At 64.9% G+C, this 25,133-nt stretch carries 24 protein-coding genes and 1 tRNA gene; 12 read left to right on the forward strand and 13 right to left on the reverse strand.

What is annotated here, in order from left to right; all coding sequences use genetic code 11:
- Positions 1–56 precede the first annotated feature (56 nt).
- Positions 57–656 carry a TetR/AcrR family transcriptional regulator gene (locus FFS37_RS23570; protein ID WP_171026381.1) on the reverse strand — a complete coding sequence of 200 codons (600 nt, stop codon included), beginning with the start codon at positions 654–656 and terminating at the stop codon, positions 57–59.
- Positions 657–769: 113 nt separating this feature from the next.
- Here FFS37_RS23570 and FFS37_RS23575 point away from each other — a divergent pair, with 113 nt between their 5' ends.
- The 5 genes from FFS37_RS23575 to FFS37_RS23595 are packed head-to-tail and all read left to right on the forward strand — an operon-like array spanning position 770 to position 7,244.
- Complete coding sequence (locus tag FFS37_RS23575) at positions 770–2,353, forward strand: ABC transporter substrate-binding protein (protein ID WP_137933370.1); 1,584 nt, start codon at positions 770–772, stop codon at positions 2,351–2,353.
- Positions 2,354–2,382: 29 nt separating this feature from the next.
- Positions 2,383–3,366, forward strand: coding sequence for an ABC transporter permease (locus FFS37_RS23580; RefSeq protein WP_137933371.1), 984 nt, complete (start codon positions 2,383–2,385; stop codon positions 3,364–3,366).
- Positions 3,367–3,368: 2 nt separating this feature from the next.
- On the forward strand, positions 3,369–4,202 hold the full coding sequence (locus tag FFS37_RS23585; RefSeq protein WP_137933372.1) for an ABC transporter permease: 834 nt from the start codon (positions 3,369–3,371) through the stop codon (positions 4,200–4,202).
- Entirely contained in the window at positions 4,199–6,040 is a 1,842-nt protein-coding gene (locus tag FFS37_RS23590) for an ABC transporter ATP-binding protein (RefSeq protein WP_137933373.1), read from the forward strand. Before FFS37_RS23585 ends, FFS37_RS23590 begins: the two co-directional genes overlap by 4 nt.
- Positions 6,021–7,244: a M24 family metallopeptidase gene (locus FFS37_RS23595; protein ID WP_171026382.1), complete on the forward strand. Its 1,224-nt coding sequence runs from the start codon at positions 6,021–6,023 to the stop codon at positions 7,242–7,244. The genes FFS37_RS23590 and FFS37_RS23595 overlap by 20 nt, the downstream gene beginning before the upstream one ends.
- A gap of 122 nt (positions 7,245–7,366) precedes the next feature.
- Here FFS37_RS23595 and FFS37_RS23600 read toward each other — a convergent pair.
- Positions 7,367–7,442, reverse strand: a tRNA-Ile gene (locus tag FFS37_RS23600).
- Positions 7,443–7,577: 135 nt separating this feature from the next.
- Between FFS37_RS23600 and FFS37_RS23605 the strand changes: the two genes are divergently transcribed.
- Entirely contained in the window at positions 7,578–8,291 is a 714-nt protein-coding gene (locus FFS37_RS23605) for an SIMPL domain-containing protein (protein ID WP_137933375.1), read from the forward strand.
- 250 nt (positions 8,292–8,541) lie between these two features.
- On the opposite strand, the gene FFS37_RS23610 is transcribed toward FFS37_RS23605, so the two are convergent.
- Both FFS37_RS23610 and FFS37_RS23615 read right to left on the reverse strand, forming a co-directional pair.
- Complete coding sequence (locus FFS37_RS23610) at positions 8,542–8,904, reverse strand: hypothetical protein (RefSeq protein WP_137933376.1); 363 nt, start codon at positions 8,902–8,904, stop codon at positions 8,542–8,544.
- Between the two features lie 205 nt (positions 8,905–9,109).
- Positions 9,110–9,556, reverse strand: a complete 447-nt coding sequence (locus FFS37_RS23615) for a YcgN family cysteine cluster protein (RefSeq protein WP_137933444.1) — start codon at positions 9,554–9,556, stop codon at positions 9,110–9,112.
- Between the two features lie 197 nt (positions 9,557–9,753).
- Between FFS37_RS23615 and FFS37_RS23620 the strand changes: the two genes are divergently transcribed.
- Together FFS37_RS23620 and FFS37_RS23625 are read left to right on the forward strand one after the other, a co-directional pair.
- Entirely contained in the window at positions 9,754–12,060 is a 2,307-nt protein-coding gene (locus FFS37_RS23620) for an OmpA family protein (RefSeq protein ID WP_137933377.1), read from the forward strand.
- Between the two features lie 323 nt (positions 12,061–12,383).
- The gene (locus tag FFS37_RS23625) at positions 12,384–12,902 is read left to right on the forward strand and encodes a TIGR00645 family protein (RefSeq protein WP_137933378.1); all 519 of its coding nucleotides are present in this window, start codon (positions 12,384–12,386) and stop codon (positions 12,900–12,902) included.
- A gap of 67 nt (positions 12,903–12,969) precedes the next feature.
- Here the strand turns inward: FFS37_RS23625 and FFS37_RS23630 are convergent, their stop codons facing one another.
- The 3 genes from FFS37_RS23630 to FFS37_RS23640 form a co-directional block, all read right to left on the reverse strand.
- Complete coding sequence (locus FFS37_RS23630; protein WP_137933379.1) at positions 12,970–13,836, reverse strand: SDR family oxidoreductase; 867 nt, start codon at positions 13,834–13,836, stop codon at positions 12,970–12,972.
- Positions 13,837–13,953: 117 nt separating this feature from the next.
- Entirely contained in the window at positions 13,954–14,580 is a 627-nt protein-coding gene (locus FFS37_RS23635; RefSeq protein WP_137933380.1) for a helix-turn-helix transcriptional regulator, read from the reverse strand.
- An 8-nt stretch (positions 14,581–14,588) separates the two neighbouring features.
- Positions 14,589–15,461, reverse strand: coding sequence for a S1C family serine protease (locus FFS37_RS23640; protein WP_137933381.1), 873 nt, complete (start codon positions 15,459–15,461; stop codon positions 14,589–14,591).
- 168 nt (positions 15,462–15,629) lie between these two features.
- Between FFS37_RS23640 and FFS37_RS23645 the strand changes: the two genes are divergently transcribed.
- On the forward strand, positions 15,630–16,577 hold the full coding sequence (locus FFS37_RS23645) for a S1C family serine protease (RefSeq protein ID WP_137933382.1): 948 nt from the start codon (positions 15,630–15,632) through the stop codon (positions 16,575–16,577).
- Positions 16,578–16,606: 29 nt separating this feature from the next.
- Here FFS37_RS23645 and FFS37_RS23650 read toward each other — a convergent pair whose 3' ends face one another.
- On the reverse strand, positions 16,607–19,447 hold the full coding sequence (locus FFS37_RS23650) for a patatin-like phospholipase family protein (protein WP_137933383.1): 2,841 nt from the start codon (positions 19,445–19,447) through the stop codon (positions 16,607–16,609).
- 232 nt (positions 19,448–19,679) lie between these two features.
- Positions 19,680–20,105: a VOC family protein gene (locus FFS37_RS23655; protein ID WP_137933384.1), complete on the reverse strand. Its 426-nt coding sequence runs from the start codon at positions 20,103–20,105 to the stop codon at positions 19,680–19,682.
- 66 nt (positions 20,106–20,171) lie between these two features.
- Here FFS37_RS23655 and FFS37_RS23660 point away from each other — a divergent pair, with 66 nt between their 5' ends.
- Complete coding sequence (locus FFS37_RS23660) at positions 20,172–20,798, forward strand: TetR/AcrR family transcriptional regulator (protein WP_137933385.1); 627 nt, start codon at positions 20,172–20,174, stop codon at positions 20,796–20,798.
- On the opposite strand, the gene FFS37_RS23665 is transcribed toward FFS37_RS23660, so the two are convergent.
- Complete coding sequence (locus FFS37_RS23665; RefSeq protein ID WP_137933386.1) at positions 20,731–21,687, reverse strand: LysR family transcriptional regulator; 957 nt, start codon at positions 21,685–21,687, stop codon at positions 20,731–20,733. The genes FFS37_RS23660 and FFS37_RS23665 overlap by 68 nt on opposite strands.
- A gap of 107 nt (positions 21,688–21,794) precedes the next feature.
- On the opposite strand from FFS37_RS23665, the gene FFS37_RS23670 reads away from it, so the two are divergent.
- Positions 21,795–22,430 carry an FMN-dependent NADH-azoreductase gene (locus tag FFS37_RS23670; protein ID WP_137933387.1) on the forward strand — a complete coding sequence of 212 codons (636 nt, stop codon included), beginning with the start codon at positions 21,795–21,797 and terminating at the stop codon, positions 22,428–22,430.
- 54 nt (positions 22,431–22,484) lie between these two features.
- Here the strand turns inward: FFS37_RS23670 and FFS37_RS23675 are convergent, their stop codons facing one another.
- Entirely contained in the window at positions 22,485–22,784 is a 300-nt protein-coding gene (locus FFS37_RS23675) for an AzlD family protein (RefSeq protein ID WP_137933388.1), read from the reverse strand.
- On the reverse strand, positions 22,781–23,518 hold the full coding sequence (locus FFS37_RS23680) for an AzlC family ABC transporter permease (RefSeq protein ID WP_137933389.1): 738 nt from the start codon (positions 23,516–23,518) through the stop codon (positions 22,781–22,783). Before FFS37_RS23680 ends, FFS37_RS23675 begins: the two co-directional genes overlap by 4 nt.
- Positions 23,519–23,688: 170 nt before the next feature.
- Here FFS37_RS23680 and FFS37_RS23685 point away from each other — a divergent pair, with 170 nt between their 5' ends.
- Positions 23,689–24,147: an Lrp/AsnC family transcriptional regulator gene (locus FFS37_RS23685; RefSeq protein ID WP_137933390.1), complete on the forward strand. Its 459-nt coding sequence runs from the start codon at positions 23,689–23,691 to the stop codon at positions 24,145–24,147.
- 17 nt (positions 24,148–24,164) lie between these two features.
- On the opposite strand, the gene FFS37_RS23690 is transcribed toward FFS37_RS23685, so the two are convergent.
- Positions 24,165–25,088 (reverse strand): LysR family transcriptional regulator, encoded by a 924-nt coding sequence (locus FFS37_RS23690; protein ID WP_137933391.1) that lies wholly within the window; start codon positions 25,086–25,088, stop codon positions 24,165–24,167.
- Positions 25,089–25,133 lie beyond the last annotated feature (45 nt).

A 25,133-nucleotide genomic window follows, 5' to 3' on the forward strand; every position in this document is an offset into this window, starting at 1 on the left:
GCATGACGAAAAGGGACCCTCGTGCCTGTGGCACGACGATCCCCGCGTAACGCAGCTCACGCCTTCGGGCGGGCTGCCTTGCCTCCACGATCCAGGGATCGCGCCAGCTTGCCGAGTTCGATCGCGGCCGAGCCCGTCCGTTCCTTATCTCCGGTGGCAATCAGGTCGAGTAGCAGCCCGGTGATCGCTGAATGGATCAGCGTGGCTTGGTCCAGGGCTTCCTTGCGGTCGTAGCCCTGCCTTTCGAGACTGCGGGCGATGTAATTGACCCAGGCCTCGATGATTTTCGCGCGGACCGGCCCGGGCAGGCCGACATGGGTAGCTCCAATGGCGATCGCCTCCAGCTGAAGCCGCACCTTGGCGAGCTCCGCCTCCCTCGACTGAATCTCCCAAAGGCGCAGGACGAAGTCCTCCAGCGTGGCTCCGTCCTGGTCCAGGATTTCAACCGGCTCCATCTGCTCGCGTGCCAACGCGTCGAGCACCTCGCTGATCAGCCCCTCTTTCGAGCCGAAATGGTGCAACAGCGTTGGCGGCGTGACGCCAAGGTCTTTCGCAAGCGAACGCAGAGAGAGGTTGCCCAATCCCGTTTGAGCGAGATTGTCGACGATCCTCTGCAACAAGGCAGCGCGGTTTTTCGGGTCTGGCGGTCGTCCCACGTGATCTTCCCCCCGGTCGGGTTTTTGACGCTTGACATATAACCTAACGATTGTAAGGGTAACAAGTGTTAATTTAACGACTGTGCAAAAGCGCAGCAGGGGAGCACGATGTGATGACAAAGACAAACAGGGTCCGCCTGTCGGACCGCATATTCGCGCGGTTTCGTGAGAACCGGGCCCGGACGCCTGCTCTTGCGGCCTGTCTCGGTGCCGGTCTGATGATCGCTGGACCGTGGGCGGCGCTTGCCGAGACGCCACAGGTCGGAGGCACGTTGCGCGCGGCATGGGTGGGCGGCGGCGCGGCGGACAAGCTCGACCCCACCACCTGGCTGACCATTCTGGAGCTGGCCCGGATTTCGGCCGTGTTCGACCGCCTGACGAAGATCAACGAAAACGGCAAGCCGGAGTTGATGCTGGCGCAAGCGATGACGCCGAACGCGGATGCGAGCGTCTGGACGGTGAAGCTGCGCCCTGGGGTGAAGTTCCACGACGGCTCCCCCCTGACCGCCAGAGACGTGCTCTATTCGTTCAAATCCGCGATCGGGCGCGGCTATTTCGCCGCCACCAACTTTTCGATGATCGACCTCCAGAAAAGCCGGATGGTGGACGACCTGACGATCGAATTCGTCCTGAATGCTCCCAATGCCGAGTTCGACCGCGTCGTTTCGGATGCAAGTGCGTCGATCATCAAGGACGGGACCACCGATTTCTCAACGACGGCAATCGGCACCGGCCCTTACAAGATCGTCAACTGGGTGCCGGGCGTGCGCACGGAACTGACCCGAAACGAGGCGTACTGGGGCAATCCGGTGGCGCTGGACAAGCTCGACATGATCGAGATCGACGACGACAACGCCCGCATCAACGCGCTTTTATCGGGCCAGATCGATCTGGCCGTGAACGTTCCGCCCTATTTCGCGTCGCAGCTGGAGGGGGCGCCCGGATACTCCGTCGCCTATGGCAGCGGCTCCACGGCCCCGGCCTTTTACATGCGCCAGGACAAGCCACCCTTCGACAAGGCCGAAGTGCGCCAGGCGTTGCGGCTTGCCATCGATCGCAAGAAATGTGTCGAAGTGGCGCTCGATGGTCGGGGGACCGTGGGGAACGACCTCTTCGGCCCTTCCCACCCCTCCTACGCCCGTGACATCCCGCAGCGGGAATACGATCCGGAAGCCGCTCGCAAGCTGCTCGACAAGGCCGGGATCGGCGAACTCCAGGTGGAGCTTGTAACCGCCCCGGTGGTGGGCATGCTGGAATGCGCGACGGTGTTCAAGGAAAGCGCCAAGAAGGCGGGGATCGAAATCTCCATCCGGCAAATCAGCCCCGCCGATCTTTACAACACCCAGTCGGTCTATCTCCAGGTGCCGTTCGGCACGACGGAATGGAAGGGCGTCTCCTTCCAGGAGATGGCCCGCACCGGGTTGCTGCAGAGCTCTTTCGCCAACGAGACGGCGAACAAGAACCCGGCATTCGATGCCGCCTTCGCCAAGGCCGAGGCGGCGCTCGACCCCGCGGCCCGCAACGCGCAGTTCGCGGCCCTGCAACGCTCGCTCTGGGACGACGGCGGATACATCGTCTGGGGCATCCAGACCCCTGTCACGGCGTTCAGCGACCGTGTCGGGGGTTATGAAGGGCTGGCCGGCGCCGAAGTCGGCTTCCTGCCGTCCGGCATTGGCAATCTCTGGATCAAGCACTGATCGCCATTGCAAGCGGGACGGATTGCAAGATGAGCCTGAAATCGATCTTTGGCGCCAACACCATGAGCCGGTTCCTCTTGATGCGGACCGTTTCCGGCGCAGGCCTCGTCCTCGTGGTCTGCCTGGCGACCTTCGTTGCCGTCACCCTGTTGCCGGGCGACGCCGCCAACTTCGTCTCCGGGCGCTCGGCCAGCCCGGAGAGGCTGGCCGAGGTGCGCGAACGCCTTAACCTCAACGACCCCGTCGCCGAGCGCTTCTTTCGCTGGGGGCTGCGAGCGGTCCAGGGCGATCTGGGCCCCGCGCTCACTTCGCCGAGACAGGTTTCCGAGATCATCGCGCCTCGGCTGCGAAACAGCCTGATCCTCGCCAGCATCGCGGCGGCGTTGCTGGTGCCGCTCGCCGTGGCGACCGGCGCCCTTGCCGGCGCGCTGGCCGGCGGAAGCATGGACCGCGGCCTGTCGGTCATCTCGCTGGTCTTGCTGTCGATGCCGGAGTTCTTCCTGGGGACGCTGCTGGCCTATTGGCTTGGCGTCAAATGGCATCTCTTCCCGCCCATAGCGCTCTTCGATGCGGCGCAAGGTCCATGGAGCAACCCTGCGGTTCTCGTCCTGCCATGCCTCACACTGGTCATCACCAATCTGGGCTATCCGGCCCGGATCATCCGCGCCAATGTGGCCGAGGCGATGAGCGGGCGCGTGGTTCTGACCGCGCGGCTCAACGGAATTCCCGAGCGCCGTATCGTCTGGAAATACGCACTGCGCAACTGTCTCGCGCCGGGCATCCAGGTCATCTCGCTCACCCTGCTTTACCTCCTGGGCGGCATCATCGTGGTCGAGAACGTGTTCCAGTTCCCCGGCATCGGGACGCTCGCGGTCGAAGCCACCCAGCAGCGTGACCTGAATGTCGTGCTTGGCCTCGTTGCCACGATCACCGTGATCTACGCGCTGGTGATGCTGCTGACCGACACGTTGATCATCCTGGTCACGCCCAAGCTGCGAACTTTGAGGTTCTGAGAATGCATCTGAGGGAATTGAGCCCAAGCGGCATCGTCGGAACAGGCATCGTGCTCGGCGTCGTCGCGATCGCACTGTTCGGACCCATTTTCTTCAGCGGCTCGACCGAGATCGTCGGGCGGCCGTTCATGATGCCGACACCGGGGCATCCACTGGGGCTCGACGGCTATGGCCGCGACGTGCTGACCCGACTGATGAATGGTGGACTGACCATCCTGCTTCTGGTCACGGCCACCACGGCGCTTGTCTATGCCGTGGGTATACCCGTCGGGCTGTTCACGGCATTGCACAGCCGGGCGCTGAGCGCCTCGGCTCTCTGGCTCTTCGACTGTCTGCTGGCCTTTCCGCCGCTGCTGCTGGTTCTACTCCTGGCGGCCTCGACCGCTGGCGGCGTCACCGCGGCGGTGATCGCGGTGGCGGCGAGCCAGGTCCCCTGGGTGACGCGCCTCGTGCGCGCCGCGGCAAGCGAAGTGGCGACCAGCGGCTATGTCGATGCGGCCCGCCTGCGCGGTGAAAGCACCTGGTCGATCATGTGGCGCGAATTGCTGCCCAATATCCGCGCCACGATGCTGGCTGACCTGGGCCTGCGGATCACGGTCTCGATCCTGCTCATCACCAGCGCCAGCTTTCTCGGCGTGGGGCTGCGCCCGCCGACGGCCGACTGGGGCCTGATGGCGGCCGAGAACCGCAACGGGCTGGCGCTGCAGCCCTGGGCAGTGCTCGCGCCGGCGGCGATGATTGCCCTGCTGACGGTCGGCGTGAATCTGATGTTCGACGCGTGGCCCAAGACCTCCGGGCGTCGCCACAGTGCCGAATTGACGGAGAATGTGGCATGAAGGCGCTGGATCACGCCCGGCGCGGCACGGCATTGGCGGTCCACGATCTGTCGATCAGCCTTGTCAGCGCGGCTCCGATTGTCGAGAATGTGGGGTTCGCGCTGCCGCCCGGCGGCTCTCTCGGCATCGTGGGCGAGTCCGGCAGCGGCAAGACGACGCTGGCGATGGCCCTTGTCGGCCATACCGGCCCGGGCATCAGGATCGCCAGCGGCCGGGTCGAGATCGCGGGCCGCGACATCCTTGCCGCCGGCCCGAAAGAGGTGGCCGCGCTGCGCGGGCGACAGATCGCCTATGTGCCGCAGGATGCCCCGAGCGCGCTCAACCCGTCGATGCGCGCGGGCGACATCGTGGCCGAGATGCTGCGCATCCATGCGCCCGAACGCTACGGCTCCGACAGCATTGCGAAGGCCATGGATCTCGTCGATCTGCCCTCGGACTCCGCGTTCCTCAAGCGCTATCCGCACCAGTTGTCAGGCGGCCAGCAGCAGCGCCTTGCCATCGCGGCCGCCATGGCCGCCGAACCTCGGGTTCTGGTGCTGGACGAGCCCACGACCGGGCTCGACATGATCACCCAGAAGCGCATTCTCGATGAGGTCGGCCGCCTGCGAGCCCGCACCGGCGTGGCGGTGGTGGTGATCAGCCATGATCTGGAGGTTGTCGAGGAACTCTGCGACGCCACGCTCGTGCTCTATGCCGGGCGGGTGGTGGAGCAAGGGCCGACGCGCGCGCTGCTGAAAGTACCCGCGCATCCCTACACACGCGGATTGATCGGGGCCGTGGCACGGCCGGGCGTCAGGCCGCGCGGCATGTACGGCAGCGCCCCTCCGCCCAACCGCCGCAAGGGTGGCTGCCTTTTCTCGCCACGCTGTCCGCAAGCCCATGACGATTGCCGCGAAGTGAACCCGGCGCCGCAAAAGGCCGGCCCCGAACACTGGGTGAGCTGCCCCTATCATGTCGAGAAGACGATCGTCGAAGCGGCGCCGATTGGCGAGAGGAAGCGCGACACCTGCGAAATACCGGTGCTCGATATCCGCGACCTTACGGTGGCCTATCGTGGCCAGAGGGTGCTGAAAAACGTTTCGCTGACGATCCAGCGCGGCGAGCGTGTTGCACTTCTGGGACAGTCCGGAAGCGGCAAGACAACGCTCGGACGTTGTGTCGCGGGCCTTGTCGACCGTGAAGCGGGCGATATCCGCCTGAACGGCACCCCGCTTTCGCCACGGGTCGCGCGGCGCCCACGCGACCAGCTTCGGGCGGTGCAGATGGTGCTGCAGAACCCCTATGTATCGTTCAATCCGCAATTCACCATCGGCGCGACGCTACGGCGCACCATGCGCATGCTCTGCGATCCCGGCCGGGCCGCGCAGCCCGACCGGCCCCGACTCCTTCACCTGCTGGAACGCGTGCGTCTGCCGGCCGAGGCGGCCGACGCCTATCCCGCGCAGCTGTCCGGTGGCGAACTGCAACGCGCCGCGATCGCACAGGCGCTGGCCTGCGCCCCCGATCTGATCATCTGCGACGAGGCTACCTCGGCGCTCGATGTATCGGTCCAGGCCGTGGTCATCGAGCTGTTGCGTGATCTCACCGAAGACGAAGGTGTATCGTTGCTCGTCATTTCCCACGATCTGGGCGTCGTCGGCAGCATCTCCGACCGTATCTACGTGCTCGACCAGGGCCTGATCGTCGAGCACGCGCCCACCCCGGTCCTGCTTGCCTCACCCAAAAGCGATCTTGCCAAACGCCTGATCGCGTCGCGCCCGGACACGGCCGCGGGCAGCACAGTTTTCCATGCAACGTCTCAGAGGACAGAAAAAACACATGACACGCTTCACCCGTGACGAATACGAGGCCCGTTGGGAAAAGGTCCATGCCGAGATGAAGCGGCTCGGCTTCGAGGCCGCCGTCATCTGGTCGCGCAGCGGCGGCGGGTATGACCGCGCCGGCAATGTACTCTGGCTCACCGACTATGCCACGCACGCCTCTGGCCAGGAGCCGAGCTTCGGCTGGAACGTAGGGTCGTCGTTTGCCGCGGTCCTGATGCGGCCAGGCTACGAGCCGGAACTGCACACGATCGAATCGCTCGCCGGCATTCTCGACGGGACGGTTGCCTGCGGCGAGAAGCACCAGCATGGAAATCTTGCCGCCGGAGTTGCCCAACGGGTCCGCGAACTCGGCCTCATCGACAACATCTGCTACGTCGGTGACGACACTTTGCCGGCGGATTTCCACCGGTTGATGATCGCGGCCGCCCCCGAGATCAGATGGACGCCCTGCGACCATCTTCTGTACCGGCCGCAGCTCATCAAGTCGCCGGCCGAACTCGACGCCTATCGCGAGGCCGGCGAAGTCGCCGGCAAGGCGCTTGGTGCGATGATGGAAGCACTGATCTCTGGTGAGATGGAAACCGAGGCCGCGGCGCGCGCGGCCGGTATCATCATGCGCGCCGGCGGCGGATTCCACCGGCTTTCGATGAACCATGGGCCCGGATCTCGCGCGCAGATGTGGAGCGATCCGTTCTACAGCTTCTCGAAGAGCCGCCCGCAAAAGGGCGATATCGTTCGCGGCTGGGTCTACGGCCCGATCATGCACGGCTATTGGATAGATCCCGGCCGCACGGCGGTGTGCGGCAACAAGCCGACCGCGGCGCAGAAGCGGGTGATCGAGGATTGTGCCATGGTCGTCGAAGAGGTGCGGGGCATGTACAGACCGGGCCTTACCGCCCGAGACATTGGCAAGGCCGGTGACAAGCTGGCGCAAAAAGTCGGCTTCTTCGATTCCGAACAGGGGCTGGGCCAATGGCCGATCTACGGCCATGGCACGGGAACCTTCTGGCAATTTCCCGTACCGGTCTTCGCCAAGGAGGCCGAAACGCTCGATCCTGAAATCCAGCTGGTCGATACGCCCTACGAGGCTGGCATGGTGGTCTCGTCGGAGTTCTTCCTGAGCGATCCGGAGGGGGGCTCGGCTGCTTTCGAGCAGAACTTCATCATAACCGAGACCGGTCAGGAATTGCTGACCAAGACCCCGATGATCTGGTGGTGATCTGACGTCCTGGGGCGATTCCAAGGGAAGATGTCGAGCGTTTTCCTCGGGGTCGCCTCAAGGCAAAGCTGTTGGCGAACCTCGCGGCGAACCAACCTGCAAAGTATTTATAACAACGACAATGGTGGGCCCGGAGGGACTCGAACCCCCAACCAAGCGGTTATGAGCCGCCGGCTCTAACCATTGAGCTACAGGCCCCACGCCGGCTGGATTAATGTTTTTCGCATCGCGGCACAAGGCTTTCCCGACAGGCTTTCGCGGATCGCCCAAATCAACCCATAATCGCGCTCTAGGCGACCTCCTGCGACAAGATCGCAGACCAAGGAGATTTTCATGACCAGACACCTTTTGCCCATCGCGCTCGCCGCCGCAATCGCTTTCCCCGCAGTGGCTGCAGCCGCCGATTCGCCTGCGCCCGCCCGCATCATCGTTTCGGGTGAAGGCGAAGCAACCACCCCTCCGGATCTGGCGCTGCTGTCGCTCAGCGTCATGCGCGAAGCCAAGACCGCGCGCGCCGCACTCGATGCCAACAACGACGCCATGGCGGCGGTCATCGCGGCGATGAAGGCGGCCGGCATCAAGGATCGCGACCTGCAGACCGCGGGCATCCAGATCAATCCGCGCTACAACTACACCAACAAGCCGGACGGCAGCCAGGAGGCCGAGCTCGTCGCCTACCAGGTGACCAACACGCTTGCGGTGCGCGTGCGCGACATCGACAAGACCGGCGAGATTCTCGACAAGGCGGTATCGCTCGGCGTCAACCAGGGCGGCGGCATCTCCTTCACCAACGACAACCCCGAAGCCACGATCACCGAAGCCCGCAAGAAGGCGGTCGCCAACGCCTTGGCCAAGGCCAAGACGCTGGCCGAGGCAGCCGGCGTCACTGTCGGTCGGGTGGTGGAAATAACCGACCAGAACGTCGCGCCGCCGCCGATGGCCATCAACGCCAAGGCCTTCGACGCAGCAGCTGGCGGGGCCGTGCCGACCCAGGCCGGCGAGAACGCCTACAATGTCCACGTCACTGTCACTTTCGAGCTGAAGTGACTGAAATGACTGCTCATCCGTGGCCCGCCCTGCCTGGCCGCGGATGAGCCTTCCGCCGCCGCAAGATCAGGCGGTGCGAGACAACAAAAACCCCGCGGAAGCGATCCCGCGGGGTTTTTTCGAGCCGCACCCGCCCGGTGGGACAGGGGCTCCGCTAGCACAGACCGGCCTTCGCAGAAGGTCGCGTCTCCAGGCTGCTCTTCAAAGAGATCAGCCCTGGCTCATCTTCGCAGAAGATGAGCCGCAAACCCTAGCGATTGATGATCGGGCAGCCGCGTTCATTGGCGAACACGACGACGACGCGATCGCCGTACTGGCGGCCCACGACCTTCACCACCCGACGGTTGACATCGACGATGCGGGCGCGGCGCAGCCCCATGCGCTCGGCCTTGTCGAGCGCGCGATCTGGCGAGCAGCCACGGCGCCAGTCGTCACGGCGGTCGTCACGGCGATAGTCGCGACGGTAACCGTCGTCACCGGCATAAACGCCGAAACGCGGATCCTGATTGTTGCCGAAGCCGAGATAGAGGCTGTCGGCATGGGCGGGAATGGCCGCCAGCGTGCCGAGACCGACCAGGGCCGAAAGCGCAGCCGTCTTGATCGTGGTGTACATGGTTCTCTCTCCTTGTTGCGGGCTTGCGCCCGTCCTCGTGAAACCGATGATGGGACAATGCACTGGCCTGTCTGAACTATTTACGAACTGGCCGTTCATCTGCGGTTCATGTGGCGGGAAAAGGAAATCTCCGCCGGTTCTTCAAGCAATCCGGCCCAACGTCAGTCCCGGTTCCTGGTTCCGAAATGCCTTGTCGACACAGGGATCAAGGCTCGTCGTCGAGCATATAGTCGAAATAATCCTCGGGCTCGGCCAGATCGGTTTCGCTCGCCTTGACCCGGCCGCGCATCGAGATGCCGGCCTCATGCACGGTCTCGGCGCTGCCCGACACCAGCCGATGCCACCAGTAGAGGTCGCGCCCCTCCGCCACCAGCCGGTAGGCGCAGGTCGAGGGCAGCCAGCTGATGGTGCGCACATTCCGCGGCGTCAGGCCGACGCAATCGGGCACCCGCGCCAGCCGGTTGCTGTAGTCGGCGCATCGGCAGGTCTCGGCATCGAACAGCCGGCAGCCGACGCTGGTCCAGTAGATTTCGCCCGTATCCTCGTCCTCGAGTTTCGACAGGCAGCACTTGCCGCAGCCGTCGCACAACGATTCCCACTCGGCCGGGGTCATCGCTTCGAGCGTCTTTGTCTTCCAGAACCGCGTTTCCATCGCCCCGATGTGGCCCCGGCGACGGTCAAGGTCAAGCACGGTGACACCCCGAATGAGGCGGCAACCCGGCGCAATGACACGAAGTTGCCTTCAAATGGCCGGCCAATCGCCCCGGACCGCTCCTAACGGTGGGCAGCCGGAACCAATTTCGTTACAAGCGGTTTCGGCAAGGATGGGACCCCACAAGGAGAATTTCGATGAAACGCCAACCACGGATTCTGGCAGGCACTGCACTTGGTCTGCTGATGGCATCCGCGCCGTTGGGCGCATCCCCGCTTCAGGGAAGTGCCGCGCTCGGCCCCATGCAACGCGGCGCGACCCCGCTGATCATCCTGGCGCAGGATACGCCAACCGACGAGGGGCAGCAGGGCGGCGAGGAGCAGCCGCGCAAGAAGAAACGCGAACAGCAACAGCAAACCGAGCAGGCGCCAGCCGCCGAGCAGCCCGCTCCGGCGGCCGAGGAGCAGCAACCGCGCAAGAAGAAGCGTGAACAGCAGCAGACCGAGCAGGCGCCAGCCGCCGAGCAGCCGGCCCCGGCGGCCGAAGAGCAACAGCCGCGCAAGAAGAAGCGCGACCAGCAGCAGACCGAGCAGGCCCCTGCCGCTGAGCAGCCCGCTCCGGCGGAGGAGCAGCAACCACGCAAGAAGAAGCGCGATCAGCAGCAACAGCAGACCGAGCAGGCTCCTGCCGGCGAGGCGGCGCCCGCCACCGACGAGCAGCAGCCGCGCAAGAAGAAGCGCGACCAGCAGCAGCAGACCGAGCAGGCCCCTGCCGGCGAGGCGGCGCCCGCCACCGACGAGCAGCAGCCGCGCAAGAAGAAGCGTGACCAGCAGCAGCAGACGGAGCAGGCGCCTGCCGGCCAGGCCGAACCCGCCAATGACAACCAGCCTGCCAAGCCTGAAAAGAAACACAAGCGGGACCAGCAGAAGCCCGCCGAACAGGCGCCGGCCGTGACGCCGGAGGCCGCTCCGGCGCCAAAGGAGGCACCGGCCGGGCAGACAACGGCGCCCAAGGCCGAACCCGCCCCTGCCGGCGAACAGCCGGCGGTCCAGGGTGAGCAGCCCGAGGACAAGACGAAGAAGCACGGCAAGAAGCCGGCGGGTGAGCAGCCTGCCAATGGCGAGCAGCCGGCCACGGGCGAGCAACCCGCCAATGGCGCCCAGCCGCAGACAGGCAAGCAGCCCACGACCGGAGAGAAGCCGGCCAATGGCGAACAGCCGGCCAATGGCGAGAAGCCCGCAACCGGCGAGCAGCCCGCCAATGGCGGCAAGGCCGCACCGGCCCAGGGCGAAAATCCCGTGCAGGGCGAGGCGCCAGCCGACAAGAACGCTGCTCCCCTCCTCGACAGCCAGAAGGATGCCGAACGCCGGGGAGACAAGGGGCAAGGCGGTGGCCGCAAGCATGGCGACAAGAACGGCCAGCAGAACGGCGAGCAGCAAGGCGGCGGCCAGAACGGCCAGCAAGGTGGCGATCAGGGCGGCAAACCGGTGGTCGCGCCTGTCGATCAGGGTCCGCCGCCGGCCAACGACAAGGCCGCCCAGCAGGAGATCAAGCCGGAGCAGATCGTTCCCGTGACTCAGGAGAAGGGCAAGCGGCTCGATCGTGCGCCCGACGAGAACATCCGCGACCGCCGCCGCCCGAAGGGCGTCGACGTGCTCAAGGAGATCGGCGACCGCGTCATCATCCAGCTCGGCGGCCAGACGATCGTGCAGAGCAATGACGCCCCGCGCATGAACCGTGGCGCCAGGGACGTCTATTACGAGGACCTGCCGCAGGGCCGCACGCGCGAAACCGTCGAACGCGACAACGGCATCCAGATCGTCACCATCCGCAATCGCTATGGCGATGTCATCCAGCGTTCGCGCATCACGCCGGACGGCCGCGAATACGTGCTGAGCTATGTCGACGAGCGCAGCTACCAGGACGACGGCGACTGGCGCGATCCGGGCGATGACCTGCCGCCGATGCGGCTCACCATCCCGCGCCGGCAGTACATCCTCGATTCCGAGGACGTCGAAAGCCCCGATGACTACTACACCTTCCTCGAACAGCCGCCGGTGGAAAAGGTCCAGCGCCTCTATTCCATCGACGAGGTGAAGCGTTCGGCCCGCGTGCGCGACATCGCACGGCGCGTCGACCTCGACACGCTGAACTTCGAATTCGGCTCGTCCTCGATCTCCGACACCGAGGTGCAGAAGCTCGAGGGCGTGGCCGACGCGATGGAGAAGCTGTTGAAGAAGAACCCGGCCGAGACCTTCCTGATCGAGGGTCACACCGATGCCGTCGGCACGCCGGAGGCAAATCTTGCCCTGTCGGACCGTCGCGCCGAGGCGGTTGCGGAAGCCCTGACCAATGCGTTCGGCATACCGCCGGAAAACCTGACGACGCAGGGCTATGGCGAGGAGTATCTGAAGATCAACACGCAGGCGCCCAACCGCGAGAACCGGCGTGTCGCCATACGCCGCATCACATCCCTGGTGGCGCCCGTCGCCAGCAACAAATGACGTGGTTTTCCGGAAGCTTACGCCAGCTTCCGGAATCATCCTCGCAAAGTGCAAGCACCCCGGCATGCCGGGGTGCTTTTTTGCTTCTGGCGCCTTCGCGGGTTCAACAAGAATTGTCCTGACGTCAGGAGCCACTCATTGAATCGCCGGGTCCGGGACCCCAGATTCAGGGCTGGGCGTTCCCTGCCCCGTCCCGACTCCAGCGGGACGCATTGAGCCCCGCCGGCCCCTCTCCGGCGGGGTTTTTTGCTGCCTGCTCTTTTGTCTTGCAAACAGCGGCCGGGTGACCGAAATACGATCTGACAGCCCCCGGAGCACCACCCATGAAGCGCCTCGAACTCGCCATCGAATCGATCATCCTGGCCTCGCGCTGGCTGCTGGTCGTGTTCTACATCGGGTTGGGCCTGGCACTGGCCGTCTATGCCCTGTCCTTCGGCAAGAAGCTCTATGAATTCATCACCACGGTGTTCCTGCTGGGCGACACCGATACCATTCTTAAAATGCTGGGACTGATCGATGCCGCTCTCGTGGCTTCGCTTGTGGTCATGGTCATCATCTCCGGCTACGAGAACTTCGTCAGCCGTTTCGAAGACCAGGATGGCGAGAGCGTCCACTGGCTGGGCACGATCGATGTCGGCTCGCTCAAGGTCAAGGTGGCCTCGACCATCGTCGCCATCTCGTCCATCCACCTCCTGCAGGTGTTCCTCAACTCGTCGTCCTACTCGACGGACCAGTTGATGTGGCTCACCATCATCCACCTCGCCTTCGTCGTTTCGGCGCTGATGCTGGCCTATATCGACCGGCTGATGGGCCTGAGCAAAGGCAAGAAGGACGAGGCGTGAAGCGGCTTCCTTCTCCCCGTTTTACGAGGAGAAGGCGCCAGCAGGCGGTGGCAGCGCCGGCGCAGCGTCAGTAAATGCTCCTGATCTTGCTGTCCGTGCGCGCAAAAACCGCGTCCGGCACGAAAAAGTCGCCGGCCAGCGGCCCGGTCGCGCCGGGCGCATAGACCGAGAAATCCGTGACGCCCTCGGCGCGCAGCACTTCCTCGTCGATGTAGAAATTGCCTGTCGCCTCGCGCGATGGCCGCAGGAAGATGGCGTGCGCGGCGTCGGCCATGATGTCGGGCGACCGGCTCATCGCGGCGACCGTGGCGCCGCCCAGCAGGTTGCGCACGGCCGCCGTGTCGATGGTCGAGATGGGCCACAGCGAATTGACCGCGATGCCGTCCTTGGCGAACTCCGCGCTCATGCCCAGCGTGCACATCGACATGCCGAACTTGGCCATGGTGTAGGCGACATGGTTCTTGAACCACTTGGCCTCCATGTCGAGCGGCGGCGCCAGATTCAGGATGTGAGGATTGCCGGCTAACTTCAAATGCGGAATGCACATTTTGGACACCAGGAAGGTGCCGCGCGTGTTGATCTGGTGCATCAGGTCGTAGCGCTTCATGTCGGTTTCCAGCGTGCCGGTGAGCTGAATGGCGCTGGCGTTGTTGACGCAGATGTCGATGCCGCCGAATTTTTCCACGGTCTTTGCGACAGCCTCGGCGACCTGTGCCTCTTCGCGGATATCGCACAGCATGGGCAGCGCCTTGCCGCCGGCCTGCTCGATCTCTTCGGCTGCGGTGTAGATCGTGCCCGGCAGCTTGGGATGCGGCTCCGCGGTCTTGGCGGCGATCGTCACATTGGCGCCGTCGCGCGCCGCCCGCAGCGCGATCGCCAGCCCGATGCCGCGCGACCCGCCGGAGATAAACAGCGTCTTTCCCTTGAGCGACATCTTTCCTCCGCTTGCATTGTCTCGTTGCGCGATCCTTGCGCGCGCCGCAGCGGGATACAAGAGCTTCTGGCGCGAAGCTATGGTGACGCTGCGGAGGGTCTCACAGAACTTGGGTTCCTAAACCAGCACAAGCCCTTGGCGCATGGCGATTGCGATGGCATCCGTCCGGTTCGCCGCGCCGAGCTTGATCAAAATCGCCGCGACATGGAATTTCGCCGTGTGCACGGAAATGTTGAGCCTCCGAGCGATCACCTTGTTGGGCGCGCCTTCGGCCAGCAGCGCCAGCACCTCCGCCTCGCGCGGCGACAGCGCCGGGTGAGCGGCATGCTCGTCGGAAGCTTCCTCCTCCAGCGGCTCGCTTTCACCGCCGTGGAAATCCTGCGGGCTGGCGCGCACGCCGGCGGAAATCCGATAACCCGCCGCCGCCAGCCGCACAGCCGATGCGATGAGCAGATCGTCGGTGCCGGCGGTGATGACGGCCAGGACTTCGCCGGCTGGCCGCTCGCCCTCGGCGCGGCCCGACAGCAGCACCCGCGGCGTCGAGGCCGGCACGGCATTGCTGCTCCTGTCGTCGACGACGGCCACATCGGCCGGACCGGCCACGACCGGCAACAGATCCTCGCTCGCGGCAAGCGAGGCTGCCAGCTGCTCGGCGCGCGCCGCATCCCCAAGCGCAACCAGCACCACCAGCCGCCGCGCGGTGGTGCTGTCACTCATGATGCGATCGCTGGCCGATATGTCCATCATTCCTCTCAGGAGAGCGGCTTCTCGCCGACGGTGAGTTGCACGTCGCGCCTTTCACCGCCGCGCACCACGCCGAGCGTCACGGAGGCGCCCGCGCTGTCTGGGCCGAGCCTGCGGATCAGCTCGCGCGGACCATGCACGGCCTCGCCGTTCCAGGCGACGATGATGTCGCCCAGCGACAGGCCGGCGGCCTTGGCCGGGCCATCGTCGTCCAGGCTCATCACCATCGCGCCCTTGGCGTCGCGGTCGCGCACCGGATGCAGGCCGGCGCCGAGATAGCCGCGCGCCACATGGCCTTTTTCGCGCAGGGTCGCCACCGCCCGTTCGATCGTCTCATAGGGCATGACCAGCGCGCGGCCGCGCGGCCCGAACAGCAACATGCCGATCAGGGCGCCCTTGGCATCCAGCACCGCTCCGCCCTCGAAGCGTCCGCCGGCGCCGACGGCCAGGTTGATGCGCCGGTCGATGGTGCCGCCACGCATCGAGCGCCAGGCCGGGCCAACTTCGCCGACCGAGCCCGATACGGCCAGCGCCGAGCCCTGGCTGCTGCCGATCGCAATGACGATGTTGCCGGGCCGCACAGCGTCCGCCTTGGCCAACGGCGCGGCATTGACGGCAGTTGCAGGCTTCAGCAGGGCAATTCCGGTCGAAGGATCGCGGCCGACCAGTTCGGCTTTCACCGTCTCGCCGGACGCTAGCGTCAGTTCGATCTCCTCGCCGGCCTCGACCGCCTCCTCGGCGGTGACGAAATAGCCGTCACTCCAATGGAAGGCGCTTGCCGTGCGGTGATGATGGGTGGCGAAGCCAGCCATCGCCGGAGCCGCCTTGGCGGCAAGATCGGCTATGGCCTCCGAATAGGCACTCAGGTTGAAATCGCTCATGTCTGTCTCCTGGGGTTCGTCATGTCCCAGATATCGCCCGATAGCGCCCCTGGAGGTACTCGCCTGACGGCTAGTAGCCGGTTTGACTGGCCATCTGGTCAGGTCGCGGCGGTTCCAGCCGCTCCGCACATATAGTTATCCCTGCGCTTGAAAACACGGAGCCCTTTCATGGCCCTTCCCGCCGCCAAATACGAACCCGACGACACCTTGCTCGACGCCTATTCCATGACGGTCGCCGACGCCGTCGACCGCATCGGTCCGGCCGTGTGCCGCATCGAGCGCATCGGTGGCCAGGGCGGTCATGGTTCGGGTTTCGTCATCGCGCCGGATGGGCTGGTGGTCACCAACTTCCATGTCGTGGGCGACACCAAAACGGTGCGCGTCTCGATGCCCGATGGCTCTTCCGGCGAAGGCCGCGTGCTCGGCCGCGATCCCGACACCGACATCGCCCTGGTGCGCGCCGACGGCAGTTTTTCAGATGTCGCGCCGCTGGGTGATTCCAAGCGGCTGCGGCGCGGCCAGATCGCGATCGCCATCGGCAATCCGCTGGGCTTCGAATGGACCGTCACGTCGGGTGTCGTATCGGCACTCGGCCGCTCGATGCGCGCTTCCACCGGCCGGCTGATCGACGACGTCATCCAGACCGACGCCGCGCTCAACCCCGGCAATTCGGGCGGGCCATTGGTGTCGTCGGCGGGCGAGGTCATCGGCGTCAACACCGCCATGATCCACGGCGCGCAAGGCATCGCCTTCGCGGTCGCGTCCAACACCGCCCGCTTCGTCATTTCCGAGATCATCCGCTTCGGCCGCGTGCGCCGCGCCTTCATCGGCGTCTCCGCCGACACGACAAACCTGCCGCGCCGCGCGGCGCTCCTGTCGCAGGTGTCGACCAGCACCGCTGTTCGGCTGCGCAGCGTCGAGAAGGACGGCCCGGCGGCGAAGGCCGGTCTCAAGGAGGGCGACATCATCGCGGCCATAGACGGGCGCCCGGTCACCGGCGTCGACGACCTCGTGCGCATGCTCGACGCCGAACGCATCGGCCGCGAGACCCTGTGCACGGTGGTGCGCCGCACCGGCGTCAGCCAGGTGGCGGTGACGCCGGTGGCAAGGAATTGACGCTTGGAGACGCCGGCCCACTGGCCTGCCTAGTTGATTTCTTGCCCCTGATTGCCCAGCCGCATCTTCAGCAGGGTCACCAGGCTTGCCTGCATGCTGTCGAGCCCTTTCACGCCGGTACCTGGTTGCTGCTCGCGAAGCGCCACGCGCATGGCATGAAACCCGAGCGCCCGATAGGCTTCCATCTGCTCCTCGGAGAAGAACTGGTCGCTGGTCGGCTCGTTGGGGAAGAGCGGGTAGCGGCGCTCATAGTCCAGGACGTAATCGGGCTCGTCGCCGGTGACCGATGCCTTGACGTAAAGCAGGATGCCTTCCGTTGGATCATTCTCGTAGAGGATCTTGCCGACGGCGAAATGCCTTAGATGCAGCGGCGAGCCCGCCGGGATGATCTTGGCGCGGTCGACGTCGCGCGCCAGGGCCGCGTCCCTGACCGGGCGCCAGTCGAGCGAGATGCGGGCGCCAAGATCAATCCTGGCGAAGCGCTGCACATCGGTGAAGGCGCCGAAATTCATGCCGGCATCGGCCTCGGCATCGACAACGATGATCAGCTTGCACTTGCGCTTCAGCAGTTGGTAGAGGCCGATATTGTCGATATGGCCGCCATCGGTGATGTAGACGCGCGAACTGTCCGACCTCAGCTGCCCCGTCGCCTCCGCAAGCAGGTACAGCCGCAATATATCCTCCCAGCTGCGCCTGGGAGGATCCTCTTCGGTGCCGATCGAGCCCGGTGCGGCAGGGTCGTTCTCAAGCCCGACCCGGTTTGGATTGGGAAGCCAGAACCCGAGCCGCAAATTGAGCAACGCCAGTGTGGGTCCGAGCAAGCCGAGACTGATGCGTCCCATGCTTGAAGAAATGGCGGCGCCCGAAATCGCCGCCGCCGCCGCGAGATCCAGTTGCCCCTCCTCCTTGGCCATAGCGGCGGAGGTCACATAGCCGGTTGATTCGCTGCCGACGAAATGTTTCGAAAACAGGAAGAATTCGGCATTGCGTCCCCGCTTGCTGGGATCGGCCAGGGCTTGCCCGACTGCCACCTTTGGCTGAGGCTGGCGGCGACGGGGCAGAACAATGTCCGGCCCGCCCCACCACGCACTCAGCCTGATGGCAGCGGCAATCTTTCTGGCCACCCAGCCAAGCGCACTCCCAATCAGGGATTTCCTAGGAGGATCGGCGACTTGCTTGGCGCGGCGGACATTCAAGGTGCCGTTTATCAGCAGATAGGGCGCTTTTGCGCCGAGTTCCGTCAACGCGATGTCGGCCATGCCTTCGCTGCCGCCGAGCCGAAACGCCCACCGCAGCCGATCCCGATAAAGACGATGCAGGCCGTTGGCATTCTCGGTGAAGTTAAAGGCGACGGTTATGACGATGGCGGTGATGGCCAGATAGTTGAGCAGCACCGTGAACTGGTCCGGATGCCAGACACCTCCCGCCATCCTGGCGGCAACGGCGAAAACAGCCGAACTCGCCAGAACGAGCAAGACCTTTGCCACCACCGACCCGCTGTAGTCGTGCTTCATCGCGGCAAAGAAGCTGGTGAGCCGGCCGGGCGCCAGATCGTCGGCCAGATAGCGGACGGCAAACGTTCGCCCCGCCAGGAACAGCGCCATGCATAGGATCAGGATGGTGAACAGCAGGTGGTTGTTGGCAGTCAGCCAGGCCGGGCCATAGGCATAGCCGGTAGCACGGCCAAGCAACCAGGACACATCGAAGCCGTGAAATGTGACCGGAGACAATTTGATGCCCCACAGCGTGATCAGCAGGAAGAAACCGTAGATCAGCAGAGGCAAGGCAAGCCCCAGTGCCAGGAATGCCGCGCGCGCCAGATAACCGCGGATCTGGTGACCGATCTTTGGTGAATTCAGGGCCTTCTGCAGCCAGGAAATCAATATCCCCCTGAACGCCGCGGTGGCCGTGACAACGGCTGCCGCCGCGGTGATCAGCGCCTTGAGCGTTTCCAGTGTCGTCTGCCGGTGGCCGAATCTCGGTGAGGTCACCTCGATCAACCACAGGATGATCTTGGGCTGAACTTCGATCAGGAACAGGCCGGCCGTGACCAGAAGCAAGGTGCGCCCATCCTTGGCCCAGAGGCTGTCCTGCTCCAGATGCTCGCCCTTGCGCGCGGTGGCGTAGCTGTCGGAGTAGGATCGCCGCAGCCCCCATCCAACCAGCCAGACGGCGAAGACCGCCAGGGCCGAGCGGGATAGTACGAACGGATTGGCGATCATCGATCGCAGGCTGGCGCCCCAGCCAGCCTTGCCCCAGTTGTCCCCCAGTAGCCAGTTGCAGACGTCAAGGACGATGCTATGCCCGAGATGGTCGGTGGTCGGGTTCGTGAGGATGATGAACGTCGCCAGCGGCAGGAGCAACGTTAGCAGCAACAGGAAATTGACCGTCCAGCCGCGCATGAGGATGCCGATCGACAGCGTGATGTCGCGAAAGCCGCGTGGCGCAAGAAAACGGCTGTTGTCGCGGATATGGCCGACGAGCTTGTTGTCATGCACATCGTCGTCCGAAGCGAAGGGGAAAACGAGCTGTCCGTCCTTGCCCCTCCTCGCCTGCCTGCGTTCCTGACGCGTCATGTCGGCGACCATCGCCGATCCGATATAGCCGCCGCCCGATACCGTCGACAGATAGTCGATGCGGGGCGTGAGCGCGTACTGGTCGAGGGCTTGCAAAGCGCCAAGACAAAACGAAGCCGACCTTATCCCGCCGCCCGAAAGCGCCACACCGAACAGCCAGGCCGGATCGTGCCTGGGGACGGAATCGGGCTTGCCGCCGCTGGCATCGCTCGAAACCTTCACGCCCAGCCTTTTGCGGCGGTGGATGACTGCGCGATACTCCGACCGCAGAACGGTCTTGAAGTCCGTGGCCATAGCCTCCCCCGACTCGACCATTATTGGAGCAATACAACAGCCAAAGAAGTTCTTCCGCAAGGGTTATTGCTACTGGAAAGTTGAACCTCGGGAAATTCCGCCCATGGCTCAAATGGCACCGGTCTCTTTGCTTTGCAAATGCCAGGCGAGCCATGAGGCGACCTTGCTTGAACATGCGGGATCGCGATGGCTTCGCCGTCCACCATCGACGATTAGCGGCCAGGGATCACGCTCAAACCCCCGCGGCGCCCTCGGCATATTGCGCCAGGAATTCCTCGCTGGGCGGGATCGGCTTGATGACGTCGATCAGCACACCGTTGGGATCCCTGGTGATGAAGTGGCGCTGGCCGAAGGGTTCGTCGCGCAGCGTGCGCAGGATGGGCAGGCCGGCGGCGGTGATCCGCTTATAAACCGCGTCGGGGTCGCGGACCTCGAAATTGATCAGCAGCCCCGACGTGCGCCCCCGCCCCTCCGGCGGGATCGTCTCATGGTCGCCCTGGACGATACCGAGGTTGACGCGTTTGTTGTCCGCCGATTGCAGGTGCACGTACCAGTCGCTCTCGAACAGCGGCCTAAAGCCGAAATGTTCGACATAGAAGGCCGCCGTACCGGCGACATCGCCGGTCATCAGCACCGGATAATAGCTCGTCGTCTTCATCTTTTCTTCTCCTGTCAGATAACATACAGTCTGCATGTAAATCGAACTAACATACAGGCTGCATGTATGCAACAGGAATCCGCGCGCCGTTCCAACCGCGACCGCACCGAGGCGACCCGCGCCGATCTGATGGCGGCGGCGCGAAAACTGTTCACGGAAAAATCCTATGCCGAGACCGGGACGCCCGAGATCGTCGCCGCCGCCGGCGTGACACGCGGCGCGCTCTACCACCACTTCGCCGACAAGCAGGCGCTGTTCGCCGCCGTGGTCGAAAAGGAGGCGCAACTGGTGGCCGAGGAAATCGACCGCGCCTCCCCGCCCTCGCTCGAGGCCCGGGATGCGCTGATTGCCGGCTCCGACGCCTATCTCGACGCCATGCGCGCGCCCGGCCGCACGCGCCTGCTGCTGCTCGACGGGCCGGCCGTGCTCGGCCGCGCCGCGATGGATGCCATCGACAACCGCCACGGCAACCGCTCGCTGCGCGAGGGCCTGGTCGCGGCGATGCGGGCCAACACGCTGACGAGATTGCCAGCGGACGCGCTGACCGCCCTGCTCGCCGCCGCCTTCGACCGGGCAGCGCTTGCCATCGAGGCCGGCGGATCGGGTGAAGACTATCGCGCCGTTCTCATGGCGCTGGTCGATGGCCTGTCGCCGGCTCCTCCTCCGGCACCTTCCCCGGCTCGAACTCGTTGAAACGGCTGAGCTGGCGCTTGAACTGGTCGATCAGCCAGGCCGCCGCCGGCTTCGGGCTGCGATCGTTTCGGTGCATGGCAAACAGTGGCGAACTCACTTCCCTGAAGGGTTCGAGATCAAGCTCCACCAGGCGGCCGGTGGCCAGGTCGTCTGATATCAGCCAACGCGGCAGCCCGCCCCAACCCAGCCCCTCGCGCATCAGCATACGCTTGGTGTGCATGTCCGTCAGCCGCCAGGTGCGATAGGCGAAAACGCCATAGTCGCGCCCCTTGGTGCGCTCGGACTGGTCGGTGACGACGAGCTGCGTGTGTTCGCGCACATCCTCGATCTTCACCGGCTTCGGCAGCAACGCCAGCGGGTGGTCGGGCGCCGCGGCGGGCACCATCGACATGAAGCCGATGCGCACGAGATGCACGTCGACCTCGCCCAGCAGGCCGCCAATGCCCAGATCGGCCTGGCCGCCGACAACATGGTCGGGGATCAGGCCGAGCGTGCCGATATGCAGACGCAGCATCACGGTCGGAAACTGCGCTTCGAATGCCTTCAGCACCCGCACCAGCACGGGCGAAGGAAGGGTCATATCGACCGACATCGCCACCTCGGCCTCCAGCCCGTGATGATGGCCATCGACGCGTGAGCGCATGCGTTGCAGCACCCCGACCATGCGCCGCGCGTCCTCCAGCATGGCCCTGCCGATCTCGGTCAGCTGCGGCTCGCGCGTGCCCTCGCGCTCGAAGAGCTTCAGCCCAAGCTGCGCCTCGAGATTGGCGATGCCGTAGCTGATGACGGACTGGGCCCGGTTGAGTTTGCGGCCGGCGGCGGAGAAACTCCCCGTATCGGCAACGGCGACAAGGATCTGAAGCTGGTCGAGGGTCGGATTGGGCTGCATGGCGTATCCAAATTGTTGATGGATCGTATATAAAATATACCAGTTTATCCGATCGATCGATAGACCCATATGCAGCGGGACAATTCATTCCACTGGAGAGACCCGCTATGTCCATTCTTCTTGTCACTTCGAGCCCGCGCGGCGCCGCCTCGCACTCGACCCGCATCGCTACCGAATTCGCGCAGAAGCTTGTCGCGGCCGACCCGTCGAACACGCTCGTCGTGCGCGACCTCGTCGCCAACCCGCTGCCGCATATCGACGCCGATTATGCAACCGGTATCTATACCCCTGCCGAAGCGCGCACCCCGCGCCAGGCTGAAGTCGTCGGCGTTTCCGACGTCGTGCTGGACGAACTCTTCGCCGCCGACACGGTGATCCTGGCCACTGGCTTCATCAACTTCAACATCTCCTCGACGCTGAAGTCCTGGGTCGACCATGTCGCCCGCTCCGGCCGCAGCTTCGCCTATGGCGAGAATGGCCCGAAGGGCCTCGTCACCGGCAAGAAGGTCTATATCGTGCTGGCCTCCGGCGGCATCTATTCCGAGGGTGCTGCCGTGCAGATGGATCATGCCATCCCCTATCTGCGCTCGGTGCTCGGCTTCATCGGCATGACCGATGTCGACGTCATCCGCATCGAGGGTGTCGGCATGGGGCCGGACGCGGTGACCGCCGCTCTGGCCAAGGCCACCGCCAAGGTCGACGCTGTGGTGGCGCAGGCCCGTGACGTTGCCGCCGCGGCATAAGCCGGCGGCCCAACGCAATCCGGGAAAGGCAGGCACAGGCCTGCCTTTTCTGTTTTAGCCGATCAAGTGCCTCAGTATCCCGGCCGCGCCGACGCCGATCAGCACCGTCGGCAGCATCGAAAACCGCGTCGCGGCGACGAATGTCACGGCCAGCGCTGCGAGATCGGCCGGATTGCGCGACACGAAGGCCGGCGCGATGACCGAGATCAGCACGCAGCCGGGCGCCGCCTCCATCACGGCGGTCGCGCGTGCGCTGAGCACGCGGTTGCGCAGCACGACATAGCCGCCGATGCGGCTGAGATAGGTGACGCCGGCCATCAGCACGATGGTGAGAAGGGTCATTGCATCGATCATGGCTCTTGCCTCCACAGCAACCAGGCCGAAGCCAGCCCCGACACCGCGCCCGCCGCGACATACCAAGCGCCGGGCACGAGGAGATAGACAAGCGCCGCGACCACGAGGCTGACCAGCCAGGGCAGCGCCGGCGCCATCCCTTTCCACATGCCGCGCATCAGCACCAGAAAGACCGCCGGAAACGCCATGTCGAACCCGTAGGTTCCGACATCGCCGAGCATCGGGCCGAGCAAGGCGCCGACCGTGGTGAAGCTTACCCAGGTCAGATACATCGCCAAGGCCGCGCCCATGTAATAGCGCGGACTGAAGGCCGGCATGAGGCCTGCCCCGGCGCGCTGCCTGGCGTCGGCGAGGCCCAGCGCCCAGCTCTCGTCGCACATGAAGAACAGCGCCGGAAACACCTTGCGCCGCGGCAGGTGGCGCAGGAACGGCGCGAGTGCTGCTCCCATCAGCAGATGCCGGCTGTTGACCAGGAAGGTGATGGCCACGATCAGCACGATGTGGGGCGGCGACGTCCACAGCTGGATCGCCGCGAATTCCGAACCACCGGCGAAATTCAACCCGGTCATCAGCGACAGTTCCACGACGCTGAGGCCCTTCTGCGTGGCCTGCGCGCCCAGCACCAGCGCATAGGGAATGGTGCCGAGCAGCACCGGCGCGCAGGACGCCACGCCGCGCCGGAATTCGCTTCCCGACCTTTCGCCCGTCGCCTCGACTGTCTGCAAAATGCTCATGGCTTGCCGTCGGCCCAGCCTCGCGGCCGCCGCTTCCCTGTGTTCAACTCTCAGGATTCCGGTGGCAAACATACCCACATTGCCCCGCAATTTGATTGCGAAGATTGTTGTGTATTGGATGATTTTGGCATTGGATGCCGAAAAGCAGGCGAAGGCTGGAGTTCAGCACCATGAAGCTCGATGACATCGACAGACGTATCCTGCGCGCCCTGCAGCGCGACGGCCGCATGGCCAACAACGAGCTGGCCGCGGAAGTCGGCCTGTCGCCCTCGCCTTGCCTGCGGCGCGTGAAACTGCTGGAGGAGGCCGGCGTCATCGACCGCTATGTCGCCGTGCTCAATCCGGCCAGCATCGGCAAGGGCCTGACCTTCTTCACCCGCATCTGGCTGAAGACGCAGGACGAGGACACGATCGGGCACTTCGCCACCGAAGTGGCGAAACTGCCGCAGGTCATGGAATGCTACCTGATGCTGGGCGACTGTGACGCCATGGTGCGCGTCGTGGCGGCCAGCATCGACGACTATCGCCGCTTCCAGTCCGAGCATCTGAGCCGCATCAGGGGCGTGCAGAACGTCAAGACCGATGTCCCCAGCCAGACGATCAAACATACCTCGGAATTGCCGATCTGAGCGTCGCCGTCGAGAACTCAATCCGTCGCCGGGATTCCGCCTTGCCAATGCTCGTTGGGAACCGAGACCTCGCGCATGAAATCCACGAAGGCGCGCACGGTTTGCGATAGCTCGCGCTTGCTCGGAAACAAAAGGTTGACCTCGACCGGCGCGATCTCCCAATCGCCGAGCAGCCGGACGAGACGGCCTTCGGCGAAGTCGTCGACGCAGAGATAGGTCGAAAGCACGCCAAGGCCGGCGCCGTTGCGAACCAACTGATGGATGGTCAGCGCATCGTTGACGCTGACCCGGTTGCGCACATCGACCGTGGCCATCTCGCCACCCCGGTAAAAATGCCAGGTCCTCGTGCGCCCGTCGCCACGAGGCATTTCGATGCACTCGTGCTTTGACAATGCGGCCGGCGTCAGCGGCGTACCGTGCCGGGAGAGATAGTCTGGCGCGGCGGCAAGGCAGCGGCGCACGCTGCCCAGGCGCGTCGCCACCAGCGCCGAATCCGGCAGCGGTCCCATGCGGATCGCCACGTCGACCCGCTCGGCGACAAGGTCGAGATCGCGGCTGGTCAGGTCGAGCGCCACGTCGACATGGGGAAAGCGGGCGAGGAATGCCGGCAGATGCCGCGACAGCACGTTGATGCCGAAGCCGATGCCGGCGCTGATCCGCAGCAGGCCGCGCGGCTCGCCGGCAAGGCTCTCGACATAGGTCACCGTGTCGTCGATCCGCGACATCAGGTCGATGCAACGCGCCCGCAGCGCCTCCCCCGCGGCGGTCAGGATCACCGCGCGGGTGCTGCGCTGGAACAGCCGTGCGCCCAGTTGCTGCTCCAGGCGCGCGATGTTGCGGCTGACCGTCGATTTCGGCAGGCCGAGCACGCGGCCGGCAGCCGAGAAGCTGCTGGCCGCCGCCACCTTCTCGAAGACGCGCAAATCGTTGAGGTCGATCATGCCGGCGACTGTTCCATCCGTGGGACAGTGAGTCCAGCCGGTCGA

This window comes from Mesorhizobium comanense, assembly GCF_005503535.1.
GTDB lineage: Bacteria > Pseudomonadota > Alphaproteobacteria > Rhizobiales > Rhizobiaceae > Mesorhizobium > Mesorhizobium comanense.

Coding starts and splice junctions, on each gene's coding strand:
- FFS37_RS23575 (WP_137933370.1), top strand. CDS start 770: ATGACAAAGACAAACAGGGTCCGCCTGTCGGACCGCATATTCGCGCGG.
- FFS37_RS23580 (WP_137933371.1), top strand. CDS start 2,383: ATGAGCCTGAAATCGATCTTTGGCGCCAACACCATGAGCCGGTTCCTC.
- FFS37_RS23585 (WP_137933372.1), top strand. CDS start 3,369: ATGCATCTGAGGGAATTGAGCCCAAGCGGCATCGTCGGAACAGGCATC.
- FFS37_RS23590 (WP_137933373.1), top strand. CDS start 4,199: ATGAAGGCGCTGGATCACGCCCGGCGCGGCACGGCATTGGCGGTCCAC.
- FFS37_RS23595 (WP_171026382.1), top strand. CDS start 6,021: ATGACACGCTTCACCCGTGACGAATACGAGGCCCGTTGGGAAAAGGTC.
- FFS37_RS23605 (WP_137933375.1), top strand. CDS start 7,578: ATGACCAGACACCTTTTGCCCATCGCGCTCGCCGCCGCAATCGCTTTC.
- FFS37_RS23610 (WP_137933376.1), bottom strand. CDS start 8,904: ATGTACACCACGATCAAGACGGCTGCGCTTTCGGCCCTGGTCGGTCTC.
- FFS37_RS23615 (WP_137933444.1), bottom strand. CDS start 9,556: ATGGAAACGCGGTTCTGGAAGACAAAGACGCTCGAAGCGATGACCCCG.
- FFS37_RS23620 (WP_137933377.1), top strand. CDS start 9,754: ATGAAACGCCAACCACGGATTCTGGCAGGCACTGCACTTGGTCTGCTG.
- FFS37_RS23625 (WP_137933378.1), top strand. CDS start 12,384: ATGAAGCGCCTCGAACTCGCCATCGAATCGATCATCCTGGCCTCGCGC.
- FFS37_RS23630 (WP_137933379.1), bottom strand. CDS start 13,836: ATGTCGCTCAAGGGAAAGACGCTGTTTATCTCCGGCGGGTCGCGCGGC.
- FFS37_RS23635 (WP_137933380.1), bottom strand. CDS start 14,580: ATGGACATATCGGCCAGCGATCGCATCATGAGTGACAGCACCACCGCG.
- FFS37_RS23640 (WP_137933381.1), bottom strand. CDS start 15,461: ATGAGCGATTTCAACCTGAGTGCCTATTCGGAGGCCATAGCCGATCTT.
- FFS37_RS23645 (WP_137933382.1), top strand. CDS start 15,630: ATGGCCCTTCCCGCCGCCAAATACGAACCCGACGACACCTTGCTCGAC.
- FFS37_RS23650 (WP_137933383.1), bottom strand. CDS start 19,447: ATGGCCACGGACTTCAAGACCGTTCTGCGGTCGGAGTATCGCGCAGTC.
- FFS37_RS23655 (WP_137933384.1), bottom strand. CDS start 20,105: ATGAAGACGACGAGCTATTATCCGGTGCTGATGACCGGCGATGTCGCC.
- FFS37_RS23660 (WP_137933385.1), top strand. CDS start 20,172: ATGCAACAGGAATCCGCGCGCCGTTCCAACCGCGACCGCACCGAGGCG.
- FFS37_RS23665 (WP_137933386.1), bottom strand. CDS start 21,687: ATGCAGCCCAATCCGACCCTCGACCAGCTTCAGATCCTTGTCGCCGTT.
- FFS37_RS23670 (WP_137933387.1), top strand. CDS start 21,795: ATGTCCATTCTTCTTGTCACTTCGAGCCCGCGCGGCGCCGCCTCGCAC.
- FFS37_RS23675 (WP_137933388.1), bottom strand. CDS start 22,784: ATGATCGATGCAATGACCCTTCTCACCATCGTGCTGATGGCCGGCGTC.
- FFS37_RS23680 (WP_137933389.1), bottom strand. CDS start 23,518: ATGAGCATTTTGCAGACAGTCGAGGCGACGGGCGAAAGGTCGGGAAGC.
- FFS37_RS23685 (WP_137933390.1), top strand. CDS start 23,689: ATGAAGCTCGATGACATCGACAGACGTATCCTGCGCGCCCTGCAGCGC.
- FFS37_RS23690 (WP_137933391.1), bottom strand. CDS start 25,088: ATGATCGACCTCAACGATTTGCGCGTCTTCGAGAAGGTGGCGGCGGCC.